Consider the following 21,209-nt stretch of genomic DNA (forward strand, 5'->3'; position numbering starts at 1 on the left):
CTTAATTTTTAAGATAAACAGAATGAAAATACTCGTTTGTATTACGCATGTTCCCGATACAACCTCTAAGATTTCTTTCACAGACAATAACACCAAATTTGATAAGACTGGTGTTCAGTTTATCATCGGGCCTTACGATGATTATGCGTTAGCCAGAGCCGTGGAGCTTAAAGAAGCCCATGGCGGTACTATCACGGCCCTCAATGTAGGAGAGGCAGAAACCGAACCCACTATTCGCAAGGCGCTTGCTATCGGAGCAGATGATGCTATCCGCATCAATGCGTTCCCCACCGATGCTTTTTTTGTCGCTAAGCAAATAGCTAAAGTGGCTCAGGAAGGTGAATATGATCTGATCCTGATGGGAAGGGAATCCATCGATTTTAACGGAGGTCAGGTACACAGCATGGTTGGCGAGCTTATGGGCATTCCTTCCGTTTCTCCGGTTATGCAACTGGATGTAGAAGGTAACACTGCCAAAATCCAACGTGAGATCGAGGGAGGAAAGGAATCAATGGAGCTGGAGATGCCATTTATAGCCGGATGTCAGGAACCCATAGCAGAATGGAAGATCCCCAACATGCGGGGCATTATGTCAGCCCGCTCCAAACCCCTCAATGTGGTAGAGCCTACCGGTGATCAGGCCAATGCAGAGGTAGAGGTGTTTGAGCTTCCTCCTCCAAAAGGAGAGGTAAAACTCATTGATCCTGATAATCTGGATGAACTAGTGAAATTATTGAAGAACGAAGCAAAAGTACTATAAGATGTCGGCATTAGCATTTGTAGAATTAGACGAAGGAGTTGTAAAAAAATCCTCTCTGGAGGCAGTCAGCTATGGAGCTGAACTGGGGAATGAAGTAACAGCAATTGTCTTTGGAGAGATGAAGGATGGTGAAGCTGACAAAATCGGTGCTGCAGGAGCTAAAAAGGTGCTGCATGTGTCCGGTGATAAACTAGCTTCTCCAAACATAATGGCTTACGCTTCGGCCATTGCTGAAGCTATGGATAAAGAAGGAAGTAGTCTTCTGGTCCTGGCCAAGTCTTCACTTGGTGATCCGGTTTCAGCGAGGGTAGCTATAAAGACGGGCGCTTCACTGGCAGCAAATGTTGCTGATCTGCCGGATACTTCTGATGGATTCAAGGTGAAGAGCAGCATTTATACCGGCAAAGCTTTCGCAGTGACAAAGCTTACGGGTGACAAGAAAATTTTGGTGTTGAAGAAAAATGCAATAGCTGTCAAGGAAGACGGAGGTTCACCTTCCGTGGAAGAGTTTTCACCGACAATCCATGATAACGACTTTAAAGTGAAGGTAATTAATAGGGAGAAAGCTACAGGAGAAGTGTTGTTACCTGAAGCAGATCTGGTAGTATCCGGGGGCAGAGGAATGAAGGGTCCTGAAAACTGGGGAATGCTTGAGGAGCTGGCTAAGACGATCGGGGCAGCTACCGGCTGTAGTAAACCGGTTTCAGATATGGAATGGAGGCCTCATCATGAACACGTGGGCCAAACAGGTGTAAAAGTGAGTCCTTCTTTATACATTGCAGTAGGAATTTCAGGAGCTATTCAGCATTTGGCTGGAGTGAACTCCTCAAAGTATATATTGGTAATAAACAAAGACCCTGAAGCACCATTCTTCAAAGCCGCAGATTATGGGGTAGTAGGAGATGCTTTTGAGGTCTTACCGAAACTTACTGAAGCAATAAAGGCACAGCAAGGTTAATGGCGGATAAAATCAAACTGGAAATACTGGGACTTTCATCAAGTCAGTCACAATCAGGTTCTTTTGCCCTGGTATTAGGAGAAGTGGGCGGAAATAGAAGGCTACCCATCATCATAGGTATGTTCGAGGCACAGGCAATAGCCATCGAGATCGAAAAGATCACACCAAACAGGCCTATGACCCATGATCTATTTAAATCCTTTGCGTTCAACTTCGGATATGATATCAAAGAGATCGTCATATCTGACCTGAAGGAAGGGGTATTTTTTGCCAAGATCATTTGTACCCAGGATGGGAAAACCATCGAGGTAGATGCAAGGCCATCAGATGCAATAGCCATCGGGCTGCGATTTGATGTTGAAATATTCACAAACGAATCCATTCTCACTGAGGCGGGCATCGTGCTTACTGATGAAGAGGAAGAAATAACGGATGTAAAGAAGAAAGCCTCTAAATCCGGTCGTCCCGAACCAGTCGCTAAAAAGATGGAAGACCTGCCTTCTGATCAGCTCAAGAAGATGCTGGATGAGGCGTTAGCGAAAGAGGATTATGAGCGGGCTGCTAAAATCCGGGATGAGATCAACAAGAGAAATTAACCTACTCGATGCTATTCCTACTTGTCAAGTTATGTTGAATGATCATAGTGGAGTATGGATTTGATACAAATATTTCCCCTTTTCTGTAAAGATGGCATTGAAGGGACCCGATGGGGGATATAGAAAAATTCATCAAACCCATACTCCCTTACTGCTTAATCGCAACTTGACAAAAGCAGGGCTAATCAAAATGGACAGGTATTGCATATGCCTGTCCATTTTTATGAAATAGCTGCTCTTTTTGAGGTTAATTCTTATTTTAGCGAAATGGACATTTTCCGGGCTGCAATTGGCCTTCTTTTCCTGATAAGTATAGCATTTGCTTTTTCAAGCAATAGTAGATCTATTGATTGGCGGCTGGTAATTGTAGGTGTTCTTCTCCAGGTATTTTTTGGATTACTTATCACCCAGGTGGGTGTCGTAAAAGCTGCGTTCAACTGGATAAGCAAGCAATTTGTTGTGCTTTTGGGGTTTTCTGAGGCCGGTACGTCCTTTCTGTTTGGTGACTACCTTATGGATACGGAAAGCGTAGGGTTCGTGTTTGCCCTTAGGGTGCTACCCACTGTTATATTCTTTTCTACCCTGACTTCAGGACTGTATTACCTGGGTGTCTTACAATACATCGTAAAAGGTATTGCCTGGGTGATGGCCAGAACGATGAAACTCTCCGGTGCAGAATCACTTTCTGCAGCTGGTAATATCTTTCTGGGCCAAACCGAAGCGCCACTGCTTGTCAGACCTTTCGTGCCCAAGATGACCAAATCTGAGCTGATGTGCCTGATGACCGGCGGTATGGCCACCATAGCCGGAGGTGTACTGGCCGGTTACGTAGCTTTTTTGGGAGGTGGTAATCCGGCAGAGGAGGAGCGTTTTGCTTCTTACTTACTTAGCGCCTCCATCATGAATGCACCGGCAGCTATTGTGATGTCCAAGATCATGTTGCCGGAGCTTTATAAGGAGAAAATAAATACCGATCTCAAAGTCTCCTCCGATACTATGGGCGTCAATCTTATCGACGCATTGGCGAGAGGAGCGTCTGAGGGGCTAAAGTTAGCTTTGAATATCGGCGCTATGCTCCTGGCTTTCATAGCCCTTATTGCCGCTATTAATTATATCCTCATGGCAGTAGGGGATTTCACCGGACTAAATGCAATGATCGTCAACTCTACCAATGGCAGCTTTGATGGATTTTCACTGGAGTATATTTTGGGCCAGGTATTCAGGGTTTTTGCTTTTTTAATTGGTGTAGAATGGAGCGAAGCCCTTCAGGTGGGAAGTTTACTGGGGCAGAAGGTAGTCGTTAATGAATTTGTAGCGTACCTGGGATTATCTGAATTTGTAGCCGATGGCGCACTCAATGAAAAATCTACTGTAATAGCTACATATGCACTTTGTGGGTTCGCTAATTTCAGTTCTATTGCTATTCAGATAGGTGGAATAGGCGGGATGGCCCCAACCCAGCAGGGAAACATTTCCAAACTGGGGTTACGAGCTTTACTAGCGGCCACAATGGCTACCATGATGACTGCTGCCATAGCCGGGGCATTGATGGTTTAGCTTCGATTACCCACAGACATTTCGCCGTTGTTGGTCTCGCCGTTGTTGGTCTTGTGACCAACAATCCCATTTTCAAGATGCATTATGCATGTTGGTGAAAACACCAACATGGGCGAAAAAATAATTGACCCCTACGGGGCCTATAAGCCCTATTTTTAAAAATATGCGCATAGACTAGTCCCTGCGAAGGGGGAGTTGGTTAGCGTTATTAATTTTTATCCACTCTATCCAACTCTATCCATTTTCAGAAGATTTATAATTTTTGCAGTGCATGCTGCTCCCGCCAGGTGGCCTAAATCCTTTTCAAAGAAGCGTCCATCATCAACCGGGCTGCTGCAGGATTGGTAGCTAAAGGAATGTCATGAACATCGCATATGCGCATAAGCATTTGTACATCGGGCTCATGAGGGTGCTTGTCCAGCGGGTCACGGAAAAATATCACCAGATCTAATTTTTTCTCTGCAGCTTCGGCGGCAATTTGCGCGTCGCCTCCAAGTGGGCCGGATAAATATCTATGAACCTTGAGCCCGGCTTTTTCTACATGAGAGCCTGTGGTACCGGTGGAAACAAGCTCTACTTTTTCGAGCCATTCTTTGTACTTGAGCAAGAAAGCCACCATTTCTGCTTTCTTACCATCATGAGCTATGATTGCGATTTTCACTTAACTTGATATAATTAGACTTTTAACTTCCATTATAAGCTCCCGAGCATCTGGTAGCATATCAACGACATCCTCTTCCGTATAATCAAAGAAGTCACCATAATCACTCGTAAGCCTCATGTTGAAAAGTTTAGAATATGCTTTACCCACTTTTTGAGAAATAACTCCTTCCTTTATGAAATAATGTCCAAATTTATTTCGAACGCCTGAATGAGTCTTCGTCTCCATTTTGTGGTTGACTAAAAAGCAGTTACAGCATAAAAACAACTGTAATATAGTCTGTTTACCGCAGTATTATAAAATCCCTGTTGTATAAGAGGCTCAATTTCTTTTATCGTGTCCTCGGCTTTTCGAATTCGGTATTTAAGCACCTCATCCCTTTCTTCCTCAGTCATAAAAGAAGCCCCTCTTTTGTTACATTTTCATAAAAAGGGGTGATTCTGTGTCTGGAATGCCATTCTTTTCTGGATACTACGATCGGCTGAATTAGAATTCCAGTTTCGAACTCTATTTCATAAATGGGGTATTCTATTTCTTTTTGATCCTGGATGGTTATTGGGTGCTTATCCACTAATATCAATAAATCGATATCTGAATTTTTATGTTGATCACCACGGGCATACGATCCGTACACTATCACTTCTGCATTGGGATCTACCTTTTTTACCGCTTTTTTGATTCGCCCTATGATAGGATTATCCCTCATACAATAAAGATACGGTATTAGCTACCTAAATTAGAACGCTTTTGAGCATCGATTAATTCAAAATAAAAACGGCAGCCCATGTGGGCTGCCGTATTCTTTCGGGTTACTGACTAAACCTAACTCTGTTCTTCACCTATGCTTGTTCTGCGAACGTACCTAAGGTTCTCTTTGGGTTCACCTGCAAGGATCTCTTCGCTGGCATATTCTCTGAACTTATCAAAGTTTTTCTGGAATTTACGAGCCAATTCATTGGCTTTTTCATAGAATCCCGTATCGTTTTTCCAGGTTTCACGTGGACTTAAGATCTCATTTGGTACTCCGGGGCATGTGAGCGGCATTTCTGCTCCGAATATAGAGTGTTTTCTATACCCTACATTATCTAAAACTCCTGAAAGCGCTGCGGAGATCATCTCCCTGGTATATTTAAGCTTGATCCTGGAACCTACTCCGTAAGGTCCTCCTGTCCATCCCGTATTCACCAGCCAAACCTTCACTTCATTTTCTTCCATCTTTTTACCCAGCATCTCCGCATATTTTGTTGGGTGCAGAGGCATAAACGGTGCGCCAAAGCATGCAGAAAAGACTGGAACTGGCTCCGTAATTCCTGCCTCAGTTCCTGCTACTTTAGAGGTATATCCGGAAATGAAGTGAAACATCGCCTGCCCCTTGGATAGTCGTAGAATGGGAGGCATCACCCCAAAAGCATCACAGGTAAGGAAGAAGATGTTTTTGGGTAAGCCACCGATAGAGGGTTTTACGGTATTTCTTATGTGATCGATGGGGTAGGATACCCTGGTGTTTTCGGTTACCTCCGTGTTGCTATAATCTACTGTTCGGGTGTTCGGGATAAACCTTGTGTTTTCGAGAATGGCCCCATACTTAATTGCTTTGAAGATATCAGGCTCATTTTCTTCAGTAAGGTCTATGACCTTGGCATAGCATCCTCCCTCGAAGTTAAAAATGTTGCTATCGGTCCATCCGTGTTCGTCATCTCCTATCAGCAAGCGGTCAGGGTCTGCAGATAGTGTGGTTTTACCTGTGCCGGAAAGACCAAAAAAGATCGCAGTGTCTCTCTTTTCCATACCCATGTTGGCAGAGCAGTGCATCGGTAATACCCCGTCATTGGTAGGGAGCAGAAAGTTAAGCACAGAGAAAATCCCTTTTTTTATCTCGCCGGAATAAGCGGTACCACCAATGAGGATCATACGCCTGGTAAAGTTGACAACAGCAAAGTTTGACTGCCTGGTGCCATCTGTTTTAGGGTCCGCTTCAAAATCAGGGCAGCAAATGACCGTGAAATTGGGTTCAAAATCTTCCAGTTTGTAATCAGGAGGAGCTATGAACATATTGTAACAAAACAGGTTGTGCCATGCTACTGTGTTTATAACACGGAGTTTCAAACGGTGGGTTTTGTCTGCACCGGCATAGGCATCCCTTACATAGACCTTTTTGTCCTCCAGGTAGCCAATCATTTTTGTGTAGATCCGGTCAAATTTCTCCGGGGAAATGGGAATGTTGATGTCTCCCCACCACACTTTATCTTTGGTCAGGTCATCTTTTACAATAAAGCGATCCTTAGGAGATCTTCCGGTAAATTTACCTGTATCGCACATCAGTGCTCCGGTATCTGTCAGGTGTCCTTCATCTTCATGAATAGCTGTTTCTGTGAGTTCAGCTGGAGTGAGGTTCCAATAGGCCTCTTTTACCTTAATTCCGGCGGTCTCCAAACCGGCTTTTTGTGATTTTAATCCGTATTCTTGCATGATTTTGGGTGTTTGGATTTCAATTGGTTACAATTCAAATCTCGTTGTTTATTTATGTTGATTTTCTGATTTGGGTCAGGACTGAGGGTGATTTTTAAATATTGAAATCGTTTGCAAGCAAAGGTAATACGCCCATCTTAAGAAAAAAGCTTTTTTAATGGATTATCCCCGGGTAAACGTATTTAAGAATTTTGAACAGCAAAAATTCCTGTAATCCCTTTGAAAAAGAGGTGAGGGGCACCAGACTGTCGCTAAAGCTTTAGTGGGTTATCCCCGCTTCTTTAATCTTTTTCAAAAAAGGGAGCCACAACTTCCTTAGGAGTTGGCTTGGTTAATAAGCTGACAACGATCAATAGAAAAAGAGACACGAACAACGCAGGAAGGGCTATATAGTCCATATCAAAAGGGAAGCTCATTATTCCCAGGTCGAGAGATGAACCTTCATATACCCAATTAAGAAAGGTGATGAGCAGGACGGTTCCCATTCCACCTGCGATGGAGGCAATACCTCCTTCTCTGGTAACCCTCCTCCAGAAAAAGGCTGCAAGCAATGCGGGTGCCAGGGAAGCTCCGATCATGGTGTAGGAAATCAATGCCATCTCTAAAATGGTTTCAAACTGTGTGACTGCCAGATAAGCTATAAAGCCCAAAACAACGATAGAGATCCGTTGAAGTAAAATCTTCTTCTTCGGGTCCAGGTTTTTAATAAAGTACTTCTCTATCAGATCTCGTGAAACGTTTGTGGAGGTGACCATCAGGAAAGTATTTCCCGTGGAAAGAATAATAGCAACTCCTGCAGCGAATAGGAGTGAACCTAACATTGGGGGAAGCTGCTCAAATCCGATCCTCAGGATAATTTCTTCAGACATAGCTCCGTTGATTTCTCCTGACTCCAGGAAGAATCGCGGGTCATCCGAATAGATTGCAAAGCCCACTACGGCAATGGCGCACATCAAAAATTCGATCAGAACAACGCCAACAAACATTCCGAAAACGGCTTTTTTAGCGGAGCTGGCATCTTTTGCTGAAGAGAATTTCTGGTAGATACTGCTTTCACTCAGTAACAAAAGCAAAGTAGGGAGTAGTATACCTAAATACCAGTAAAAGCTGTGACCTTCGGTCATTGACAGGTGATCCGGACTTACCTGGTTGATGGTGGCGGAGACCTCTCCCCAACCTCCCTGCTGGCTCAGCAGGACCGGCAGGGTAATGATGATGGCGATAATCATGATTGCCCCGTTGAAAACATCGATCGAAACAATGGACACCATTCCAGCCAGGGCTGTGAATATGACTATTACCACGAACGAAATAAGGGTGCCTGCCTCCGGTGAGATACTCCCTTCCGTAAGGATCGTAAGGAAGCGGCCGCCGCCTTTAAACTGATATCCGGCTATGATCAGGTAAGCCAGGATAATGGTAATGGTCCCCAACAATCTCGCTATAGGGGCATATCGTTTTTCAAGGATATCTGTAAGTGTGTATTGAGCAATTTTCCTGACCCGGGCAGCGATAAAATACACCACAATGATCCCGATCCAGGCGCCCATGGAAAACCAGAGCTCAGAAAATCCGGTCCTGAAGGTAAGCCCCGCAGTCCCGAAGAGGCTTCCGGAACCAATCCAGGTGGTGATCAGGGTTCCTATCAGTAAGTAAACGGGTACATTTCTTCCGGCAACTATAAAATCCTCTTCGTTTTTAACAAATCGGCTCTTGTAAATGATGATACCTGCAAGTATCAGAATGTAGGTCAGGGTTACTGCTATGAACATCAAAGTTAGGTTTGATTAATGCGCCAAGATAATAATTTCAGTTAAACTATGGTTACATTATCTTCCTTGTTTAAGCTGAACTCCAAGGGATATTTCCAAGCCACGAATTCCAATCTTTGCATCGTCAACTTCTATTGATCGCATTTGAATATTTTCTCCTACATTTCCTCCACTGTAAGAACCGGAAAGGTTCGATTTTGCAGCGCCGCTCAGGTACTGTGATTCAACAATGACTGAAAATTTATCATTGACCGGAAACTCGATCTCCATTCCGGCCATCCAGCCGAAACCGATCTTATCATCCAGTTTAAAATCTGTATTGAGTACATCCCAGCCTTCATACGCCCGGAAAGCACGATCCATGTTGCCTTCATTGATGCGGGTGTTGATGTTCCACCAGCCAAAACCACCACCCATAACCTTAATGGTGACCGGACCTAGCGGGGCTCTCAGAAATGCTTCCACAGGAATCAATAAAGCAAAATGCGGTCCGGTCAAGGGTTTGTCATATTCAAACGGTAGTGACTCCATGGCTAACCCCGGAACATTGTAAACGGTAAATCCTGTTTCGGCGCCTACATAGCTGCCAAAGCCAAATCCTCTTACTGAGAGAGGGCTTACAGGAGCAGACAGGTAGCCATTTTGCGGGATGAGATAGGAAAATGAGACTCCCTGGGCAAATGAGATAGTAGCGCTAATGATGAAGAAAAGTATTAAAATGCTTTTTCGCATATCAAAATTTTCTGACTAAGTTAACCAAATGGCCTGGGTCTGTTATGGTGTGAGGATTTCAATAGTTGGTTATTCAAGGATTAACCTGATCCGCGTATTCACTGAAAAGCTCTGTAGTTTCACTATATAGACACCCGGAGGGACTCCCTGTAAATTGAGCTGATACTCTGCTGGTCCGGCTTTGACTTTGCTTTCAAATAAGTCTTTCAAAACTTTACCACTCATATCCAGCAGTTGTATCCTGATGTTATCGCTTTTAGGAGATGTGTAGGTCAGAGTGACCGCTTCCTTTGCAGGGTTTGGGTAAAGCAGTACACCCGGATCGTTTTCTACACCCAGGACGCCTAGTTTAACTTTGTTACTTTCTCCCGGGCTACCATGGTTTCCAAGCCCGTACCAACTTCCCGGGTCGGCATTATCCAGCGAAGGATCCTTCAGGGCAAGAGTTCCTCCATTTCCATCGGGTAGTGATGGCCAGGGGTTTTCGGCAAGGAAGCAAACTTCATCAGTCAATACAGCATCTGAGGTATACAGCCTTACACAATCTCCGTCACTAGACAAACCAAAGTCCATATTACCAAGCGTAGTGACTCCTGAGACCAGTGAATTGAAGGCATCCTGATCTCTGCATACTATCAGGTATTCATCACTGCCAAGAAGTGTCCCGTCCTCAAACACAAACTCATGGCTGTCATCATTGTCTTTTAATATCCAGCCGGAAAGATCAATGGTTTCTGTTCCTTTATTGTATAATTCCACCCAGTCCTCTGTATCGAAGTTATCAGAAGCATTGTAATTGATCTCATTGATCACAACAGAATTCAGTTCACTATTACTTTCTTCGAATACAGCTCTTACGGTCATATTTTCTTCCAGGTTGACTTCTACGGTTTTAGAAGTTTGTGTGATATCGCCTTCCCATCTGAGAAAGCTAAAGCCCGGCTTTGGAATGGCTTCCAGGACAACGGGCACTTCCGGAAAATACTCACCGGTCCATGGATAGGTTTCAGGGGTCATGGTATTTATTCGGATCTCTCCTTGGGCTCCATCATTTACTTCCAGCATGATGTCTTGTGCAGCTGAGAGACTGAATTTGTTCCTAAGGTGCTGTTTTACAATGGCCGGTCTGTCTTGTGCAAAGTCACGCATCCTATTGATGTTTTCTTCCCAATAGCCATAATCACCATCCCATCTGTTTAGATGCTGAACAATTTCTGAAGATATTCCTTCAGTTAATTCGTCTATTTTTTCAAGTACATTCTCCGGTAAGAGCGCTGTATTTAACCGGTCCATAAATGCGTTGATGAATAGCTCTCTAAATTCCTGATTTTGAGATAGTTTTCTGAAAAGGAGGGTAGACCAGGGAGGGTTTGGCCAGTCCGGTCCGGCCGGATCCAACGCAAAATCCAGCGTGTTGAAAGTGACATTGCCCTCGTTATAGACGTCAAATCCAAAATCAGTGTCGTAAATGATCCATCTCCACTTAGCGCCTGGCTGGTTAGACTTCCAGTATTTGATATTGTTGCCTGGCCAATCTTTATTGTCTATGTAAATGTTTCCGATCAGGTACTGGATATAATTGAATACATCAATTCGGTCTTCCACATATTGATAATTTTCGTCATTGGTGAGACTGTTGGAGTTGATGAAGCTGATCAGGTCCACATACTCCTGTTCATCACCTTCCACCGGTTGTGCATTACCTTCAAGAATGGTAATGCTATCAGGCTCAAGATCGTAATGGTTACCCAGGTAATCCTCATTTACTTTTTCCCGGATATTCTGAATTCCCCAGTATTCACCATTGATGTAAATGACAGCAGCACGGTAGTCTTGCTTATCAACTGACTCATGAAATAAAGAAGTCAATAACGCATCCCTGAACATGGTGTTATTCCAGTCGTTGCCTGAGTTACGCAATACAAAATTTGAGAATTTATCCAGCCCCTGACTTCCAAACAGCTCATAGTCAAAATCGTCATCCCCGTAGGAATTTCTGGCAAAAATGGCAAGGGATTTCTGAGCATGTGCTCTGGACCACCCTCCAAATATTTTAGTACCGGCATCCTGGGAAATGGCCTGATCGCCATCTGGTTCATACATCTCTATATGAACTGGTTTTTCCCAGTCCTGCCAGAAGTTTGCTCCAAAATGTGGAATATTTGTTTCTGCGCCAGGTCCCATTACATAAATGCCTTCATTGAAATCCCAAAGGTTATCCGGGTGAGTAGAAAGTGAGATGACAGGCAGGTCATGGTCGGTTTGGACAAGGTAGGTCTGGGTCCCAATGGGTCCCGGAAGGCTATTCGGGTTGATTACCCGGGCACGGATTACCGTGGTTTCGCTTACATTGATGGGACCTGAATATAACGTGCCAGTAGCAGGTAAAGAGCCGTCTAATGTATAGTAAATCGCATCTTCAGCATTGGAAGCGCTTAGCTCTATCTGGACGGATGTGTTGTAAAGGCCTCCATCGGCAGAGAAAGAAATTTCGCCGGCAAAGGATACATATCCGGAGGTTGTATTGGCTTCTCCGGGTGTGGGTTCACTGAAATACATCCACTCACCGGTCCCGTCAGGGCTTCTGCCAATGGATATATCAGCCGGGAGGTCCTGGGAAAATACTGAGTCCTGCAGGTTACCAGTTGCATCTTTCAAAAGCAGAAATTCTCCTTCGGAAGCTATTTTGAAATTGGTATGAAGGTTTTTAGTGCCAGATGTAAGGTGTTCTGATAGCCCACTACCCGAACTACTCCTGCCCAATGTCAGAAACGGTATGGCTGTGAGATCGGATGAGCCTGTACTGTGGTTGTGTATTTGTATAGCCAGCAGATTTGTCCCCCCGGTCAGCAGCCCTTCTACATCGGAAATAACGAACAGGTCCGGTTGATTTTCCTGGTACATCTGAGCTTCATGATTATAATTATCAGCAGGCTGATCAAAAGGAGGGGGGCCGTCTGAAGTGATGTTGGCACGTGCTATTTCTGTTCCATTCAGATAAGCAACAAACGCATCATCATAATCGATGTGAAACAGGATCTCCTCAATATCCTCAGGCGTTTCTACAGTGAATTCTTTTCGAATAAAGACGGATAAAACATTGCTGAGCTCAGTGCTGTCATCATTGTCACCATACCCAAACCCGCTGGGACCTGAGCTCCACGAGCTATCATCAAATGAAGGCATATTCCATTCAGATACTGACTGGTCCGGAACCAGGTAATTCCAGTCATCACCCCAGTCGATGACAGTTTCCCACCTTAATGGCGGGTCATTTCTGTCTTTATCAGAAGCAAAAAGTAGCAGGTGTTCCCCGGCGGCCATGTTCATGGCCGGAAAGATCCACGGCTGATCAGCTCCGGAAGAATCTGACAATGAAAATCCATCCAGATCTATATCCGTATCACCCGCATTGTAAAGTTCTATCCAATCGGGAGTATCTCCATCTTCATCTTTGATGGTCTGCACATTAGATGACATCACCTCATTGATCACCAGGTCCTGCGCCATACCAGGATAGGCGACGGACAGTAAAATGAGGGTTGCTAATGTTAAAGGCAGGTTTACGGGTCTTTTTTTGGGTTTCTTCATGGTTTAATTTTTTCACTCTTCCATTTGGAGTAAGTCACCTGATAAATAATTTATTAATGGAGACCTGACCAGATGACCCTGGATGTCCATTAAGTCAATGAAATTCTCTAATATATCTTTATGCAATTCCTGCTGTTTTTTTAAAAGTGAGGCGTGGTAGGTGGTAAATTTAACAAAAGCCTGAAGATCAATCTCTTCTGTCAGTTCTGGTTTTAATATCTCAAGCCGATCCAGCTTTTCATCGATCAGAGAATACATTTCATAAAAGTTCGCCAATTTGGAGGTGAGAAGCCGGATCTGCTGATCGATCATTTGGTTGGTTACCTCTTTATCTTTTTTTGCCTCTATCAATTCAAATCGATCCCGGGCAAGGTCGGCTTTGTCCCGATTAGCTAAAGGGAGAGTGATCCCTACCTGTACACCCAGGTGTTCCCGGAACGAATCTCCCTGATCAGTTTCATAATTGGCCTGGAGAAACCCAATATTACTGAAAGCTTCAGTCTTGTTTACCTGGTATGTCTTTTCTTCCAGAGCGAGTTCTTGATCAGCTTTTAATTTGTATAGGTTCCATTCTTCCAGACTATCGGTCCGGTTGAGGTATTCTATGATCTTTTGGGGTGATATGATTTTAAAGTCATCCCAGTTTATGTCGCTACTGATGTCCAGGGCAATGAGCTCATTCACCTCGTGTATATCTGCTTTCCATTCGGCCAGCTTCAACTCTTCATTACTTAAGCCCGACTCTATACTGATGAGATCTTCCAGATCGGTGTTTGTCAACTGGATCATCTTATCTGCCAGCTTTTTTCTGATGTCGATCTCATCCCGGGAGAGGTTGATCATTTTGGTCAGGTAGTAGTGCTCCACAAGCAATTCATACCGTGATTTGAGCGCCTTACTCAAAGAGATCCGGTACCCTGTTCGTGTATTCTCCAGGAGCTGCTGGTGGTATTTGCTGTTGGCTTTGATTTCCCACGGGTTTGTTGGGGATACCCTCAACCGGTAATCTTCCACGGTGGTATTCAGACCTTCCGTGCCAATCCTGATCTCTGTTTCACGGATCAGAGAAGGTCTCATTGAGTTGCTCTCGAGGAAATTGAGCTCTGCCTGAAAACGTTCGAGCCGCTGATCCTCAGTCGCTGTTTTCAGGTAATCGCTGATCATGGACTGGGGATTACTTTTCAGTAGCCATAAGCAAAATGATATGTAGAGTGCTAGCTTCAAGTGATTTTAATTCTCAAGAATAACGAATACCTTCTCTCCATTCAGAAACGTACTTTCTTCCGGGATCTTAATAAACAGTTCTCTGCCCCAGGATGGCTTTTGGTCGAAGGTACGCAGGCGCTGTGGGTACTCGATGATCCTGGAGCCTACCTCAATTATGGTTCCTTTTATCCGGTATTGTCTGTTTGTGGACTCTACAACTACCTCAGCGCCACTTTCTATTTCAAGTTGATCATGTTCATTGGTAAAAGCCCTGATTATAGTGGGGTTGTTTTCGTAGACGGAAATAAGGTTTGTATATGAGGGGACCAGTTCACCCAGTTCGACGTAGATATTTCCGATGGCGCCATCCACACGAGCGTATTGGATCAGTTCTGCTTCTTCCTGTATAAGTAGCGCTTCTTCCTTTTCCAATTGCTCTATTTCAGCTTCTATTCCGGATTCTTCAAGTTCAAACAGGGCTATGATCTCCTTTCTGCTTATCAGTTGTTCCTCCCGTAAATTTCCGAGTTCTATTTCCAGTAGCTCCAGTCTTTTTCGATTTACCGAATCTCTACTTTGAGCCGCTGAAAAATTGAGTTTTTTAAGCTCGTCCGCTAGTAGGTCTTGCTGCACAATGGAAAGCTCCAGCTGCTGAATTTCATTTTGTATCTCACGCTTCTGAAGATCAAATTTCAGATCATTGAGATAGAGTTTGTTGTCTTTTTGTAGCTCCTTCTTTTCAAGGTTTGACTTGAGAAGATCTATTTTTTTGCGCTTATTTTCCTTATCCAACAGCAGGTCCGGACGCTCCACCCTGATCAACGGATCTCCTTTTTTTACCTGCTGACCAGGCACAACGTAAAAGTCTTTGATCCGGACTGTTTTTGGAAAACTAACTGCATAACGTTGTGGCTCCACTTCAGCCAGTATGGCTGAGCTGGACTCTGAAGTCACGGATACAACCAAAAGAAAAAGAGTTACAATCCCCCAAAAAATGAATACCAGGTATTTACTCATTTTGGTTAGATTTTATCCAGGTTATCATTTCGCTCCAGTCTGATGTTTGATAGGCCCTCTACCTGGGTGCTCAGCTGAAAAAAATCCTCTTTACTAACTTCTTTCTTCAGAATAACAAAATAGCGCTGCCTGCTTCCGGTTCGAGTACTGTTTATACTTGTTAAACGGAAATGCTGGCAGTTATCTTTTAAAAAACCGAATACATGGTCGTCGTCTACTTCACGTGCCACAGTAACCAGAAAGGTAAATTCCCTCCCTAAAATATCTCCTCCATACTGTGAATAATACAGGAAAATGGCAATCAGACAGAAGACAATAGTTCCCGAGAGAGCAATCGAATAACCATATACACCTGCAGCGATACCTACAGATAGCGTGGCGAATATGAAGATGATATTTCTTGGGTTTTGGATGTTTACCCGGAAACGGATAATCGCAATGGCGCCAATAATCCCGAAACCAGCGGCCAGGTTATTTCCCACGGCCATAATGACCATGCAGCTCACCACCGAACTGAGTACCATGGCCTGAAAGAAGTTACGAGAAAAGGGGAGGCCTTTGTTAGTCAGGTGATAGGTAACTGCTATAACACTGCTTAAAACAAAAGCCAGTAAAATGGAAAACAGGGCAACTTTGAATGAAGGATACTCATGTAAAGTTTCTTTGGTCAGAGATTCAAACATTACCAGATTGTTAAATTCCTTTTAATCACTCGTAATATTATATAAAAAGCGCAGGAAAGTAGAAGAAAATTTGTTTTAACCGCAATTATGTAAATCGAAATCCGAATAGGAGCTATAAGGATCGGTGTAATAAGGCTGGCATGAAAAAGCTGTTCCAAAGCAGGCGCTTAGGAACAGCTCTTTTTGATCTTTTAATCCACCAGATTAGTTTCCGCCGGTGGTTAGTTGTTTGGCCATTGCCGCTCCGATCAGGGATTCCAATGGAGTGCCGCCTTCTTTACCTCCGGTGGTGATCATGGTCTGCGGGAAGTTTAGCTTGGCCAGCTCTGCTGCTACGCCTACAGAAGTTTTGTACTCCCACTCGGCACGCTCCTGAGGTGTAAGCCCGGCCGATACCAGTTTTGCGTTTTCATACGCTTTGGCATCAGCGGTCACCTTTCGCTGTTGAGCTTTCAATCTTTCGGTTTCCAGTGCGATGGCAGCTAGTTCTTTGTTTGTCCGTTCTTGTTTAAGCTTCGTCTCGATGGCGATCAGCTGCTTTACCTGTTCTTTTTCCTGAGTGACTCGTTCAGCTGCTTTATCTCGTTCACCTTCAGCGATGATCCTGGACTGGGCGGCTTTTGCAGTTTCTACTTTTTGTTGCTCAATCTGACGTTTAGCAGATTCATCTCTTTGAGCCTCTAACCGTTTTTTAAAGGTCGGCTCCAGGACTACATCATCTACGATTACCTGAGAAACTATGATGTTGTTTTCTGTGAGTTCATGAGGAATCCGTTTAGGGACACCGTTTTCTATTACTTTCTCCACAGTATATTTCGTTCGTACTTCTTTAATGGTACGGAGGTCATCCGATTTCTGTATGTCATTGAATACCGTATCCTTGTTTTCAATCTTGATCACAGCATAGGCTCCATCCTTTAGCTGCTCGTCCAGGGTCTGTCGAAAACTCTGCGCTTCCCCTGAGATGTAGTCTTGCGCAGCGAACATATATCCGGTATTGTTGGTTTGTTCTCGTACAGTAGGTATCAAAGTGTTCTGTACCAGGTTTTCCATACTTCGGTATTTGATGGCAAGAGCAATAAAGTCTTCAGGGTCTGTTGGTAATTGAAATCGTCCGGAAAGTTTTACTTCTGCAGTTACCTGGTCTATGAAACGAATCGGGATAGGTTTCATGACTCCTTCGATCTCCCGATTGCTTTCTTCACTTTCAAGGACTTTTACATCAATGTACTTTTGCCATGGGATGACTTTTGCAAATCCACGAAACTTAATGCCTTGTGTCATTACCACATCTGTGCTGCCGGTAGGGTAAACCAGAAAATACTGATATCCGGGTTCTGCCCAAAAGAATAGATAAGGGAGTAAAATAAATAGTAACCCTACCGAACTGATAGCCAGAGAAACTCTTTTACTAAACATCAGCAGAAAAGGAGGAGCTTTTCGTCTTACTCTTAATTCTCCTTCAAACTCGTCCTTTTCGGCCAGGTTAGGACGTAGATAAAACATAAAAAGCCCGAACAGGAGGGCTATAATTCCTAATGCAATCATGATAAAATAATATTAGTTAAGCGAAATAGATTAGCGGTTCTAAAATAACAGATTACAGGTTAATCCAATGATTTGCTATCATATTTTTCAAGAAAAGCCTCATATTTTCCCAGAAGGTCATTGGCTGAGCTATTCATCACACTCATGCTGTAATAAAATGACAATGCGGTGTTATTAAGGGGATACTTTATCCATTTTGGTTTTTTATGCACTCTTTGAGAGTAGCATTTTTGATGGTCTCAGCTTTTGCCTCAGCATCTAATGATTGTTTGAAGGCGTTTAGACCCAGTGCCAGCAATACCGCAAAAACGACTGACAGAAACTCTATGGCAAGTTGAGAATAAGAGATCCTGGGCATGGCTAATATGGTGAGTTTATACGTCTGCTTCTTCCAATAACAAGATATAATATACAGCCAATGAACGGTACCAGGACAATCAACAAAACCCACAGTACCTTATCATTGGGGTTTTGGAATTCACTTTTTATGACTTCAACTAGTAAAATGAGCCATATCACAAAGAGGCCTATGGTTATTATAAAGAAAAAACTACCCATTGTTTAATGATGATTAGATCGAGATGAAGTTAAGAAATTTTTAGTTTATTCGGAGACGTCCCCCTTCAGGGATGCACGACAGTTTTGCATTCCTGAATGTTCCAAACAATTTTCACACAAAAACGAACTTGCTTATAAACATTCCCCTACACCTCTTTTTCTAAAGGGGAGTATTGGTGTTTTTGTGTAAAAACCTCTTATAGCGCCGGGGTCTTTTTTGCAAAATTGTTGTGCATCCTCCCTTCAGGCGATTAATGGTCTGGAAAAAAGAGGCTGTCTTCTATATAGGAACGCAGCCTCAGTTTCATTTCTGTTTCAGAGATGGTTGCTAAAGAAAGCCCTGCTGAACCATAAAAGTGCAGGCTTCTTTAACTATATCATTGTATTCTCTGCTTTGAAATCGATAATCAGCATTTTTCCCGGTTTGGAATAGGAACAGATCTGGCATCAGCTCTTCAAGATTTACATACCCTGCCAGTACATACCGGGTTTCTTCACCCTCAATGACAACCGGTTCAGGTAATAGTTTGTAGATGTAAAGGTCATCCTTTTTAGCAGGGTCCACTGAGCTTATGCCTTCTACTTTGTCCCGTAGATATCTTCCGATAAGCGTTGATTTTTTCTCTTCTTCCTCATTACTACCAAATTCTCGCTCATAAGCTGTTTTAGGTTCTTCTACCTCTTTTTGGAAAATTGCTTTGTAGTCAGAGTTTTTAAAGTATCCAAAAGTGATTTCCCCGGCGCGATCCCTTTCTATATCTCCGCTGGTCAGCTTTGTTTGATAGAATTTGATCTTCTCCTCTATAGCAAGTGTATCCTCATTGAGCTGCTGACTGTAGTCTTTAAACATCATGAGTTCATCTTCATCAAACCCCTCAGGATAGAAATGAATACCTCTTTTTTCAAACACATATTTAAAAAACTGCTTTTCGTTTATGTAAGAATGTTCCTTTTCTATGATCATCTCTTTATCAAGCTGAGGAAAGTATAAGGTAAACCATCCTATTTGATCTGTTTTCGGGTAGTCAGTAGAATAATAGTCCTCCTTCACGGTAAGGATGGTTTCGCCAGCTTTGTTGTTTACTGCCAGGTCCGCTGTTTTTATCAGGCTGAGCTTTCCTTCATAGGTTGCTACCAGCTTTTTGTCTTTTTGGATTTCTCCTTTTTTCACTTTGTATTTCTGAGCATATAGCGAAAGAGTCAGGAGAGTTAAGAAAAGTAATAGGACATGTTTTTTCATCGTTTAAAAAGGTTATTTGGTTAATATTCTAATTTAACTCAATTACCTCGATAATAAATTTTGCATATAATTGTTCTAAGGAAGGAATGAAGATGGAAAACCGATAAATGGCACGATCAATTGTGGAGCAATTGCCTCAAAAAGCGAAAACCCTCCGAAGTGGAGGGTTTTCATGATCTATATTATGTTGGAATTGAATTTACATCATTCCGCCCATGCCGCCTGGCATTCCACCACCTGGCATTCCGGCAGGAGCTGATTCTTCTTCCGGATGATCTGCTACTACACACTCGGTAGTCAATAGGAGTGAAGCAATAGAAGCTGCGTTCTCCAGTGCAAGTCGAGTTACTTTAGTAGGATCGATGATACCAGCCTTGAACATGTTTACATATTCTCCGGTGGCAGCGTTGAATCCATAGTCATCTTTTCCACTGATCACGGCATTTACCACTACAGAAGCTTCTCCACCAGCGTTTTCAACGATGGTTCTCAGAGGAGACTGGATCGCATTGTAAACGATTTTCACACCGGTTGTCTGGTCGAGGTTATCAAGCTCCAGGCTTTCTATGGATTTAAGCGCACGAATAAACGCTACGCCACCTCCAGCCACGATACCTTCCTGTACAGCAGCTCTGGTAGCGTGCAGGGCATCGTCTACCCGGTCTTTCTTCTCTTTCATCTCTACCTCAGTAGCAGCACCTATGTAAAGGATCGCTACACCACCTGAAAGCTTGGCAAGTCTTTCCTGCAGTTTTTCTTTGTCGTAATCTGAAGTAGTGTTTTCGATCTGTGATTTGATCTGGTTGACTCTGGCTTCAATATCCTCTTTTTTACCAGCGCCATTTACGATGGTAGTGTTGTCTTTATCGATATTGATCTTCTCAGCAGTACCCAGGTAGTCGAGGGTAGCGTTTTCCAGTTTGTAACCTCTCTCTTCAGAGATCACTGTACCGCCTGTCAGCACGGCTATGTCTTCCAGCATTGCTTTTCTTCGGTCACCAAAGCCAGGGGCTTTCACTGCAGCTATTTTGAGTGAGCCTCTGATCTTGTTGACTACCAGGGTAGCCAGAGCTTCACCTTCCACATCTTCAGCAATGATCAGCAAGGGCTTGCCTGTCTGAGCTGTAGCTTCAAGAATAGGAAGCAATTCTTTCATGTTAGAAACCTTTTTATCGTAGATCAGGATGTAGGGGTTTTCTAACTCAGCTTCCATTTTCTCAGTGTTGGTCACAAAGTATGGAGAAAGGTAACCCCGGTCAAACTGCATACCTTCTACAGTTTTCACTTCAGTTTCAGTACCTTTTGCTTCCTCTACAGTGATCACACCGTCTTTTCCTACTTTGTCCATTGCATCGGCAATCATTTTTCCGATCTCAGCATCGTTGTTAGCTGATACGGAAGCCACCTGAGAGATCTCTTCAGAAGTGCTGATGTCTTTTGACTGGGAACGTAGGTTTTTGACTACCTCTATTACTGCCTTGTCGATACCTCTTTTAAGGTCCATCGGGTTAGCGCCGGCAGCTACGTTTTTGATACCATGACCGAAGATAGATTGTGTAAGCACAGTCGCTGTGGTAGTACCATCTCCTGCATCGTCAGCCGTTTTAGAAGCTACTTCCTTCACCAACTGGGCACCCATGTTTTCGATTGGCTCCTTCAGCTCGATCTCTTTAGCTACTGATACACCGTCTTTTGTTACAGTGGGTGCACCAAATTTCTTATCAAGAATTACGTTTCTTCCTTTTGGTCCCAGGGTTACTTTTACCGCATCAGCAAGGATGTCAACACCTTTTTTGATGCTGTCTCTTGCTTTGGAATCAAAGAATATATCTTTAGCCATTGTTTTTTATATTTTAAGTTT

Annotated in this window: 18 protein-coding genes and 1 pseudogene; 4 read left to right on the plus strand and 15 right to left on the minus strand. The window is 43.5% G+C overall.

What is annotated here, in order from left to right:
• The first annotated feature begins 22 nt into the window (after positions 1-22).
• The 4 genes from AC3E9V_RS10250 to AC3E9V_RS10265 all read left to right on the plus strand — a co-directional run bounded on the left by AC3E9V_RS10250 (position 23) and on the right by AC3E9V_RS10265 (position 3,871).
• On the plus strand, positions 23-760 hold the full coding sequence (locus tag AC3E9V_RS10250) for an electron transfer flavoprotein subunit beta/FixA family protein (RefSeq protein WP_488753098.1): 738 nt from the start codon (positions 23-25) through the stop codon (positions 758-760).
• Between the two features lies 1 nt (position 761).
• Entirely contained in the window at positions 762-1,718 is a 957-nt protein-coding gene (locus AC3E9V_RS10255) for an electron transfer flavoprotein subunit alpha/FixB family protein (protein WP_488753099.1), read from the plus strand.
• Positions 1,718-2,314, plus strand: a complete 597-nt coding sequence (locus AC3E9V_RS10260) for a bifunctional nuclease family protein (protein ID WP_488753100.1) — start codon at positions 1,718-1,720, stop codon at positions 2,312-2,314. Before AC3E9V_RS10255 ends, AC3E9V_RS10260 begins: the two co-directional genes overlap by 1 nt.
• Positions 2,315-2,581: 267 nt before the next feature.
• Complete coding sequence (locus tag AC3E9V_RS10265) at positions 2,582-3,871, plus strand: NupC/NupG family nucleoside CNT transporter (RefSeq protein WP_488753661.1); 1,290 nt, start codon at positions 2,582-2,584, stop codon at positions 3,869-3,871.
• A gap of 292 nt (positions 3,872-4,163) precedes the next feature.
• On the opposite strand, the gene AC3E9V_RS10270 is transcribed toward AC3E9V_RS10265, so the two are convergent.
• The 15 genes and pseudogenes from AC3E9V_RS10270 to groL all read right to left on the minus strand — a co-directional run bounded on the left by AC3E9V_RS10270 (position 4,164) and on the right by groL (position 21,188).
• Positions 4,164-4,532: a methylglyoxal synthase gene (locus tag AC3E9V_RS10270; protein ID WP_488753101.1), complete on the minus strand. Its 369-nt coding sequence runs from the start codon at positions 4,530-4,532 to the stop codon at positions 4,164-4,166.
• A pseudogene (locus tag AC3E9V_RS10275) lies at positions 4,533-4,927 on the minus strand (HEPN domain-containing protein).
• The gene (locus AC3E9V_RS10280) at positions 4,924-5,238 is read right to left on the minus strand and encodes a nucleotidyltransferase domain-containing protein (RefSeq protein ID WP_488753102.1); all 315 of its coding nucleotides are present in this window, start codon (positions 5,236-5,238) and stop codon (positions 4,924-4,926) included. Before AC3E9V_RS10280 ends, AC3E9V_RS10275 begins: the two are co-directional and overlap by 4 nt.
• A gap of 116 nt (positions 5,239-5,354) precedes the next feature.
• On the minus strand, positions 5,355-7,001 hold the full coding sequence (gene pckA / locus AC3E9V_RS10285) for a phosphoenolpyruvate carboxykinase (ATP) (RefSeq protein ID WP_488753103.1): 1,647 nt from the start codon (positions 6,999-7,001) through the stop codon (positions 5,355-5,357).
• A 281-nt stretch (positions 7,002-7,282) separates the two neighbouring features.
• Positions 7,283-8,773: a sodium:solute symporter family protein gene (locus tag AC3E9V_RS10290; protein ID WP_488753104.1), complete on the minus strand. Its 1,491-nt coding sequence runs from the start codon at positions 8,771-8,773 to the stop codon at positions 7,283-7,285.
• Between the two features lie 57 nt (positions 8,774-8,830).
• The gene (locus AC3E9V_RS10295; RefSeq protein WP_488753105.1) at positions 8,831-9,505 is read right to left on the minus strand and encodes a hypothetical protein; all 675 of its coding nucleotides are present in this window, start codon (positions 9,503-9,505) and stop codon (positions 8,831-8,833) included.
• 69 nt (positions 9,506-9,574) lie between these two features.
• Positions 9,575-13,096, minus strand: a complete 3,522-nt coding sequence (locus tag AC3E9V_RS10300) for a CotH family protein (protein ID WP_488753106.1) — start codon at positions 13,094-13,096, stop codon at positions 9,575-9,577.
• Positions 13,097-13,108: 12 nt separating this feature from the next.
• Positions 13,109-14,320, minus strand: a complete 1,212-nt coding sequence (locus tag AC3E9V_RS10305) for a hypothetical protein (protein WP_488753107.1) — start codon at positions 14,318-14,320, stop codon at positions 13,109-13,111.
• A 6-nt stretch (positions 14,321-14,326) separates the two neighbouring features.
• Positions 14,327-15,319 carry an HlyD family secretion protein gene (locus tag AC3E9V_RS10310; protein WP_488753108.1) on the minus strand — a complete coding sequence of 331 codons (993 nt, stop codon included), beginning with the start codon at positions 15,317-15,319 and terminating at the stop codon, positions 14,327-14,329.
• 5 nt (positions 15,320-15,324) lie between these two features.
• Complete coding sequence (locus tag AC3E9V_RS10315) at positions 15,325-16,002, minus strand: DUF4956 domain-containing protein (RefSeq protein WP_488753109.1); 678 nt, start codon at positions 16,000-16,002, stop codon at positions 15,325-15,327.
• 204 nt (positions 16,003-16,206) lie between these two features.
• Positions 16,207-17,550: an SPFH domain-containing protein gene (locus AC3E9V_RS10320; protein ID WP_488753110.1), complete on the minus strand. Its 1,344-nt coding sequence runs from the start codon at positions 17,548-17,550 to the stop codon at positions 16,207-16,209.
• A gap of 187 nt (positions 17,551-17,737) precedes the next feature.
• Positions 17,738-17,908 carry a hypothetical protein gene (locus tag AC3E9V_RS10325; protein ID WP_488753111.1) on the minus strand — a complete coding sequence of 57 codons (171 nt, stop codon included), beginning with the start codon at positions 17,906-17,908 and terminating at the stop codon, positions 17,738-17,740.
• Positions 17,909-17,910: 2 nt separating this feature from the next.
• The gene (locus AC3E9V_RS10330; RefSeq protein ID WP_488753112.1) at positions 17,911-18,108 is read right to left on the minus strand and encodes a PLDc N-terminal domain-containing protein; all 198 of its coding nucleotides are present in this window, start codon (positions 18,106-18,108) and stop codon (positions 17,911-17,913) included.
• Positions 18,109-18,436: 328 nt separating this feature from the next.
• Positions 18,437-19,348, minus strand: coding sequence for a hypothetical protein (locus AC3E9V_RS10335; protein ID WP_488753113.1), 912 nt, complete (start codon positions 19,346-19,348; stop codon positions 18,437-18,439).
• A 199-nt stretch (positions 19,349-19,547) separates the two neighbouring features.
• Positions 19,548-21,188, minus strand: coding sequence for a chaperonin GroEL (groL, locus tag AC3E9V_RS10340; RefSeq protein ID WP_488753114.1), 1,641 nt, complete (start codon positions 21,186-21,188; stop codon positions 19,548-19,550).
• Positions 21,189-21,209 lie beyond the last annotated feature (21 nt).

The sequence above is a fragment of the Marinoscillum sp. HNIBRBA16962 genome, from assembly GCF_057801515.1.

Coding starts and splice junctions, on each gene's coding strand:
- AC3E9V_RS10325 (WP_488753111.1), bottom strand. CDS start 17,908: ATGCCCAGGATCTCTTATTCTCAACTTGCCATAGAGTTTCTGTCAGTC.
- AC3E9V_RS10335 (WP_488753113.1), bottom strand. CDS start 19,348: ATGAAAAAACATGTCCTATTACTTTTCTTAACTCTCCTGACTCTTTCG.
- AC3E9V_RS10310 (WP_488753108.1), bottom strand. CDS start 15,319: ATGAGTAAATACCTGGTATTCATTTTTTGGGGGATTGTAACTCTTTTT.
- AC3E9V_RS10260 (WP_488753100.1), top strand. CDS start 1,718: ATGGCGGATAAAATCAAACTGGAAATACTGGGACTTTCATCAAGTCAG.
- AC3E9V_RS10255 (WP_488753099.1), top strand. CDS start 762: ATGTCGGCATTAGCATTTGTAGAATTAGACGAAGGAGTTGTAAAAAAA.
- AC3E9V_RS10280 (WP_488753102.1), bottom strand. CDS start 5,238: ATGAGGGATAATCCTATCATAGGGCGAATCAAAAAAGCGGTAAAAAAG.
- groL (WP_488753114.1), bottom strand. CDS start 21,188: ATGGCTAAAGATATATTCTTTGATTCCAAAGCAAGAGACAGCATCAAA.
- AC3E9V_RS10250 (WP_488753098.1), top strand. CDS start 23: ATGAAAATACTCGTTTGTATTACGCATGTTCCCGATACAACCTCTAAG.
- AC3E9V_RS10315 (WP_488753109.1), bottom strand. CDS start 16,002: ATGTTTGAATCTCTGACCAAAGAAACTTTACATGAGTATCCTTCATTC.
- AC3E9V_RS10265 (WP_488753661.1), top strand. CDS start 2,582: ATGGACATTTTCCGGGCTGCAATTGGCCTTCTTTTCCTGATAAGTATA.
- AC3E9V_RS10295 (WP_488753105.1), bottom strand. CDS start 9,505: ATGCGAAAAAGCATTTTAATACTTTTCTTCATCATTAGCGCTACTATC.
- pckA (WP_488753103.1), bottom strand. CDS start 7,001: ATGCAAGAATACGGATTAAAATCACAAAAAGCCGGTTTGGAGACCGCC.
- AC3E9V_RS10320 (WP_488753110.1), bottom strand. CDS start 17,550: ATGATTGCATTAGGAATTATAGCCCTCCTGTTCGGGCTTTTTATGTTT.
- AC3E9V_RS10330 (WP_488753112.1), bottom strand. CDS start 18,108: ATGGGTAGTTTTTTCTTTATAATAACCATAGGCCTCTTTGTGATATGG.
- AC3E9V_RS10300 (WP_488753106.1), bottom strand. CDS start 13,096: ATGAAGAAACCCAAAAAAAGACCCGTAAACCTGCCTTTAACATTAGCA.
- AC3E9V_RS10290 (WP_488753104.1), bottom strand. CDS start 8,773: ATGTTCATAGCAGTAACCCTGACCTACATTCTGATACTTGCAGGTATC.